Genomic DNA, 6,414 nt, shown 5'->3' on the forward strand with positions numbered 1-6,414 from the left:
AGATCGTAGCGCCCGATTCCGGGCGGCTCATCCCGAATCACCCGAGGAGGTGTACCGCCTTGCCGCTGCCGATCGACACCAGCTGGGACGCCCTCCCCGCGCGCCTGCGCGCCGAGAACGTCGAAATCAAGATGCTCCTCACCACCGGGGAACTGTTCCACCTCGCCGGCCCGCTCGCCGGGACCGAGGGCGCGATGATCACCGGCTCCGTCGAGGGGCTCGGCGAGATCCCCGGCGAGGGCGTCTGGTCCGAGACCGCGAACAGCGCGCCGTACTTCGAGCGGTGGGTCGACGGGAAGCTCGAGATTCACTTCAACCTCCTGCTCATCAACGACAGCGAGTTCGGGTGGGCCGCGACGCGCCGACGTTTCTTCGACGGCTGCCTCCCGGCCGAGCCGTGCTGGTTCTCGGTGACCACGCGAGGGTGGGGCGAGGTGTGGGTGCCGGTGCACCGCGCCGAGGTGAACACCATCTTCGAGGACGACCCGACCGCGAACGACAACAACGTGTCGATCCACGAGCTCACCCTCGCCGTGTCCGGTGACCCGCGGTGGCGGCGCCCCGACTTCGTCGGCATGTACCAGCACACCAACGGGCAGAAGATCGGCCAGATCCGGGTGATCAACCGCGGCAACGTCCCCGCCTGGCCCTACTTCATCTGCGAGGCGCCCGGCCGGATCCTCCTGCCGGACGGCCCGAACGCGATCATCACCCCGGCCGACGCCGCCGACCACACCGACTTTCCGGGGCTGCTCGGCCTGTTCAAGCTCGGCGAGCTGCTCCCGTTCGGGCAGCGTCGCCGCCGCGAGCCGAAGACCGTCATCGACGTCACCCTGTACACCGACGAGCACACGCTCATCGACACGGACCCGACGCACCGCATCGCGATCGACTCGAAGGCCCCGGTCACCGACGGCTGGCTCGAGTGGATCAACAACGCCGAGCTCCTGCAGCTCCTCACCGGCAACGCGGGCGACAAGGCGAAGACCGTGATGGAACGCCTTCGCGGGCAGGGGTTCCGCGTGCCGATCCCACCGCGGTCCGAGGCGACGCTGCAGGTGTCGCACTCGCGTCCCGGCGGCCGGATCTGGTGCGTCGTGCCGCAGAGGTTCGACCATGCCCTCTGATGTCCTCGAGGTCGGCCCGGCGCTCGAAAGCGCGCGGCACGCGTTCATCAACCGGCCGCCGCAGTACGAGCTGATTCGCGTGTGGGATCGGAACTTCGACCTCCTCGCGCAGATCTCCGATCCGGAGGCTGCGACGTGGGAGGAGCTCGACGACAAGGTCGGCGGCGCCGAGATCACGATTGTCGGGAAGCGGTTCGACTGGCTGCGCCGGCTGCTCACGCAGCAGATCCCGTTCGACCAGAACATCATGATCACGATCGACCCCGACCGGGACAACCCGCACGACACGGAGAACCGGTGGGGCGGCTGGATCGACGACCTCGACGACACCGAGGAAGCAGGGGAACCGGACCGGCTCGTGCTCAAGTGCACCAGCTTCCGTGACCACCCCAACTTCATCAGCGTCGCCGCGAACCCGCTGATGCCCCCGCAGGCGCAGATCCCCAAGATCTTCATGAACGGCGGAGGGACGGCGTACGCGTGCGCGTCGACCGCGTTCTTCAACCTGTTTCGCATCTACACCCTCAACGGGTTCTGGCCGATCCCGCGGAACCTGTGGTCGCCGAAGACGTGGCTCGAGAACCTGCACATGCTGAACTGGCCCGTCCAGGTCATGCCGGTCAACCCGCTGCTCGACCAGACCCGCTGGTGCACCCTCTCGTCGCGGTGGAAGTCCCTCGAGGAGGTGCAGGCGCCGCTGCTCAAGGACGCCGGCGTCACCTGCCGCGCCTACACCTGGCTGCCCGGCGATCCCGCCCCGTACACGATGTTCGGGCCGGAGATGGCGGAGATCCTCCGCCCGAAGCGGGCGTGCATCATCCTCAGCTACGAGGACCACAGCGGCGTCGACGGCCCGACGGGCACCGTCCTCGACGGCGGCATCAACCTCGCCGCCGCCACCTTCGACAACCTCCTCGGGTCGACGCTCATCCCGCTCGACGGCGACGGCGACGGCCTGCCCGAACCGTTCTTCCGCAAGCTGTTCATGGTCGCGCCGAAGCCGTCGCCGTACACCTACCGCGACGCCGAGCACGGCGGAATCCGCAAGTCCACCATGAGCATTCACAAGCGGCGAGCCGTCTCGATCGTCACAGGGGGGAAGAGTCCCCAGTGGCTTAACCAGGCGATCACCTTCGCCATCCGCTACGGCCTCAGCCAGCTCGCCCAGGTCATCAACTACGGCATCGGCGCCTATCAGCAGTACGGCACCGAGGGCCTCGACAACCTGTACCAAGGGCAGCTCGACGACGTCTTCCTCGCGTTCCAGAACTACATGAACCCGATCGCGAGCGCGGCGGCCGGCCCGTACGCCCGAAACGAGTTCTTCGAGAGCGGATCCGGCTCAGCGTTCACCGTGTCCGGGTTCCAGGCCCTCGCGCTCGGCGACTACAAGAACCGCGCCTACGTCAGCTTCCAGCAGGACGTAGGCGATGTCGCCCCGTTCGTCCTCGGCAAGGACTTCGGTCTCGGCCACCGGGTGAACATCGAGCGCAACGGGATCCTCTACACCGACCAGGTGAAGGGCATCAAGCGCACCCGCACCCGCGGTGAGCCCTGCCGGCCGATCCTCACCGTCGGCGACGACACCCGCGAGGAAGACGGCCTGATCCGCGCGTTCCGCACCATCGGCGACGTCGCCAACTTCGCCGCGCTCATCGCGAGCGCGGGCGACATGTTCTGACAAAGGAGATCGACACCCCATGCCCGAGGAAGTGTTCCCCCAGTTCCCCTACGAGCGCCGGTTCACCAAGGAGCAGATCGCCGAGATCACCGACGAGGCCGAGAAGCTCGCCGACGCCCTCCGCGACGGCGTCGCCCCCAACGGTGCCCAGATGTTCATGGACGAGGCGTACCTGCAGCTGATGTGCGTGCACGGCGCCCTCGCCGGCGTCCGCGTCCACCCGGACATCGCGTACATCGTCGCCGTCCCCGTCCCCGACGAGCACCTGCAGATGCAGGGCACCGTCGAGTGGAAGCTCCGCGAGGACCTGCCCGCCGACTACGACGAGCGCAAGGTCGAGGCCGAAGCGCAGGCCGTCGCCAAGGCACTAACCGAACGGCTCCCCGACGACGTCCGGCGCCGCACCGCCGCGCTCATGGCCGCTGGTTTCGACGCGCTCGCCAACCCGAAGGAGGACCAGTGACCAACCCGATCCTGCCCGGCACCCTGAACTACATCGGCGACAAGCTGGTGCGGACCCGCTTCTATGCGATGGCCCGCCGCCCGGGGGACCCGCAGACCATCGTCGGCACGTTCACCATCGAGGACTCCGACGGTGTCCTCACCCTCGACGCGCTGCAGGGCCCGCAGGGTATCCCCGGTGTGCCGTCGCCGATCATCCTCCCGCAGTGGGGCCACGGCTACACCACCGCCGCGGAGATGAAGGCCATTGAGCACCCCGTCGCTGGGGACGCGGGCAAGGCCTGGTACATCGGCGGGTTCTGGCACATCTGGACCGGCACCGAGTGGATCCAGGAGCAGGGCAGCCTCGAAGGGCCACCCGGGCCGACGCCGGACGTGTCCATGTCGGCGGAGCTCGTCGCCCCGCTGACCGGCGGCCCCTACGGCACCATTGTGGTCGAGCGGTCCGGCCCGGACGCCGACCCGCACTTCCACCTCAAGGTGCCGGGGATCGTGGGCCCGAAGGGCGACAACGCCACCATCCAGGAGGCCACCGACTTCGACGGTTCGATCGACCCGCAGGACGGGCAGGGCATCGTCTGGAACGAGGCCAAGAGCAAGTTCGAGCCCGGCGACCTGTCACCGTACGGCCTGCAGATGTGGACAATCCCGCAGGGCGCGTTCAACGGGGACAGCTACAACGCGCCGGAGCAGATCATCGCGCAGCTGTCGATCGAGGCGCAGCCCGTCGCGTGGTGGGCGGACGTGTCCGGTCACGTGAAGTGGCGGCGCGGCCTGATGTCGAGCGCCGGCATCCAGATTGAGGTGCGCATCGAGCCCGACGTGGGCACGCCGTCGGTGCCCGGCTCGGCGCCGGTATTCGGCGTCGGCCCGTTCGATCCGTCGACGCTGGACACGACGACGGTGACGAACATCGGCGCGCACTTCTCGACCGAGAGCGAGCCGATGCGCGCGGTGTCCCCGACCTCGGAGGTCGGCCGTATCCCGGCGAATCAGGCGTGCACGGTGTGGGTGATCGCGCGGCGGATCTCCGGCGGCGGGTCGTACACGATCGACGCGAGCTACTCGCAGGTCGTGATCCGCGGGTTCCCGGTGAGCTGATATGCGGCAAGTCGACCTGTACCGGCGGGGTGTGCCGGACCGGAACCCGCTGCGCGGCCTGGACTGGGAGAACATCGATGAGGGCGCGCGGGAGGCGGGGCAGCAGGTCCACGAGTTCATCAAGAACATCCGCGACGGCGTGATCGAGTGGATCAAGGAGACCACCGGCATCGACCTGTCGGGGCTGGCGGAGTTCTCGGACGCGATATTTGAGGCCCTCGCGCAGGGCTTGAACCTGTCGGAGGGTGGCGCCGCGGTCCTCGAGCTCCTCGAGGGCCTTGTCACCCTCGACCCGCGGTCCTTCCTGGATCAGCTCGCCGGCCTGTTCGGCGGCGGCAGCGGCCTCGAGCTGCCCGCGATCTTCACCGGCCTCGGCGAGATGTTCGGCGGCCTCCGCCCCGACGGCGCGTTCGACGCGGCGAAGCTGTTCGGCAACCTTCCCGCGGGGATCATGGCGGGGATCAAGGGCCTGTTGTCGATGCTCGGCGGCAACGTCGAGCTCGGCCAGCTGATCCGCCTGCCGTTGGGGCAGGAGCGGAACTGGCTCGGCACGTTCGATGCGCCGGAGGATGTGCCCGCGGGGGATGGGTTCGAGCATGACGCCACCGTCGGCCGCACCCGGCTGGGCAGCGCGAAGCTGACGTTCGACGGTGCTGGGCATGTGCGTGTGTCGGAGCCGATCGACGTCGCGGGCGGTCAGCAGCTGTCGTTGGGCGGGTTCGTGCGGTTCACCAGCTACGCGGGGTCGGGTGGCCCGGCCGTCGGGCTGCGGGTGCTCGCGTACAACGCGGGGGACCAGCTGATCGGGTCGCAGGTGATCGGCACGGTCACACCGTCGGGTGCGACGTCCTCGGATTTCGAGACGAAGATGGAGACCTCGTGGACCGCGCCCGCGGGTACGGCGTACTGCTATGTGCGGATGGAGGGCTACGCCGCCGGCACCGCGGGTGTGGCGCACTTCGATGACCTGTGGCTGCGGAAGCCCGCGCAGTCCCTGCCGCAGCAGTGGGTCGAGGGCCTCACCGGCGCGCTGTCGAACCTCGGGCAGGGTGTGACCGACGCGTGGAACTTCGTGCAGGCCACCATCGACAACTTCATGAACGGCCGCGGCATCCTCGGGTCGTTGTTCTCGCTGGGCCACTTCCAGGATGAGGTGGCGAAGGTGTTCGGGCCGGGCAGCTCGATCCCGCAGGCGAACGTCAGCGGCCTCACGTCGGCGCTGGCGAACGTCAACAGCTACGTGCAGGACTTGGTGAACGCAATTCTGCGCGCGATCCGCGGCATCCCCGTGGTGGGCGGCACGTTGGCGGACATCATCGCCGAGGTCGGCGGCTTGAACACGAAGGTGGTGACCGCTCAGCAGACGGCGGAGCAGACCGCGCAGGGCGTTGTTGACGGGTGGATCGGCTCCGGCGCCAGCACGGGCGATGTGTACGACACGATGCAGGCGATCCGCACGTCTATCGCTGCCGGCTACACCGTCCAAACGATCACGTCGAACACGACGTGGACGAAGCCCGCCGATCTGACTGAGCTGATCGTGATCGGGATCGGTAGCGGAAAAACCGGAGCGGCGGGAGCAAGTGGAGCTAACGGTTTGCCGGGCGGCCCCGGAGGCGATGGGGGCGGTTTCACTGCTCTCGCCTTGGACCCATCGACAATCAGCTCAACCGTGCCAGTCGTCATAGGTACGTCTGGCGGACAGACGTCCTTCGGGTCTTACTTGACCACGATCACTGCGCAGGGACACATTGCGAGCGAGCTGGGCTTCGTGCCGACAACGTCAGTCGGCGGGAAGGGTGGCACTGGCGGCACTGGGTCTGATTACAACAACCCGGCCACTCAGGGGGGCGCGGGGTCTTCAACCCCGCTCGCCGTTGGCGGTACGCCTAATTCGTTAGCGGGCGGCACTGGCGGCGCGGGCGGGGCCGCACCCCTGAACTCTGTGACGAAATGTGCTGGCGCGGGCGGCGCGGGCGGCACTGGCGGCAGCCAAACCGCAGGGTCCAGAGCGGGCGGCGCAGGAGGCCCGGGCGGCTACCC

General features: G+C 68.4%; 5 protein-coding genes. All 5 read left to right on the plus strand.

All coding sequences use genetic code 11. The annotated features are described in order from the left end of the window. The first annotated feature begins 59 nt into the window (after window positions 1-59). Window positions 60-1,127, plus strand: coding sequence for a hypothetical protein (locus tag ACM9LD_RS23155; protein WP_415678872.1), 1,068 nt, complete (start codon window positions 60-62; stop codon window positions 1,125-1,127). Then, window positions 1,117-2,808, plus strand: coding sequence for a Gp37-like protein (locus ACM9LD_RS23160; RefSeq protein ID WP_415678873.1), 1,692 nt, complete (start codon window positions 1,117-1,119; stop codon window positions 2,806-2,808). The genes ACM9LD_RS23155 and ACM9LD_RS23160 overlap by 11 nt, the downstream gene beginning before the upstream one ends. Window positions 2,809-2,827: 19 nt before the next feature. Next, window positions 2,828-3,271 (plus strand): phage gene 29 protein family protein, encoded by a 444-nt coding sequence (locus ACM9LD_RS23165; protein WP_415678874.1) that lies wholly within the window; start codon window positions 2,828-2,830, stop codon window positions 3,269-3,271. Continuing rightward, window positions 3,268-4,371, plus strand: coding sequence for a phage tail protein (locus ACM9LD_RS23170; RefSeq protein WP_415678875.1), 1,104 nt, complete (start codon window positions 3,268-3,270; stop codon window positions 4,369-4,371). The genes ACM9LD_RS23165 and ACM9LD_RS23170 overlap by 4 nt, the downstream gene beginning before the upstream one ends. A 31-nt stretch (window positions 4,372-4,402) precedes the next feature. Further along, window positions 4,403-6,414 (plus strand): hypothetical protein (locus ACM9LD_RS23175; RefSeq protein WP_415678876.1); only part of this gene is annotated, 2,012 nt, incomplete at its 3' end.

Origin of the sequence: Tsukamurella hominis, from assembly GCF_965137015.1 — a bacterium.
Classification (GTDB): Bacteria; Actinomycetota; Actinomycetes; order Mycobacteriales; family Mycobacteriaceae; genus Tsukamurella; species Tsukamurella hominis.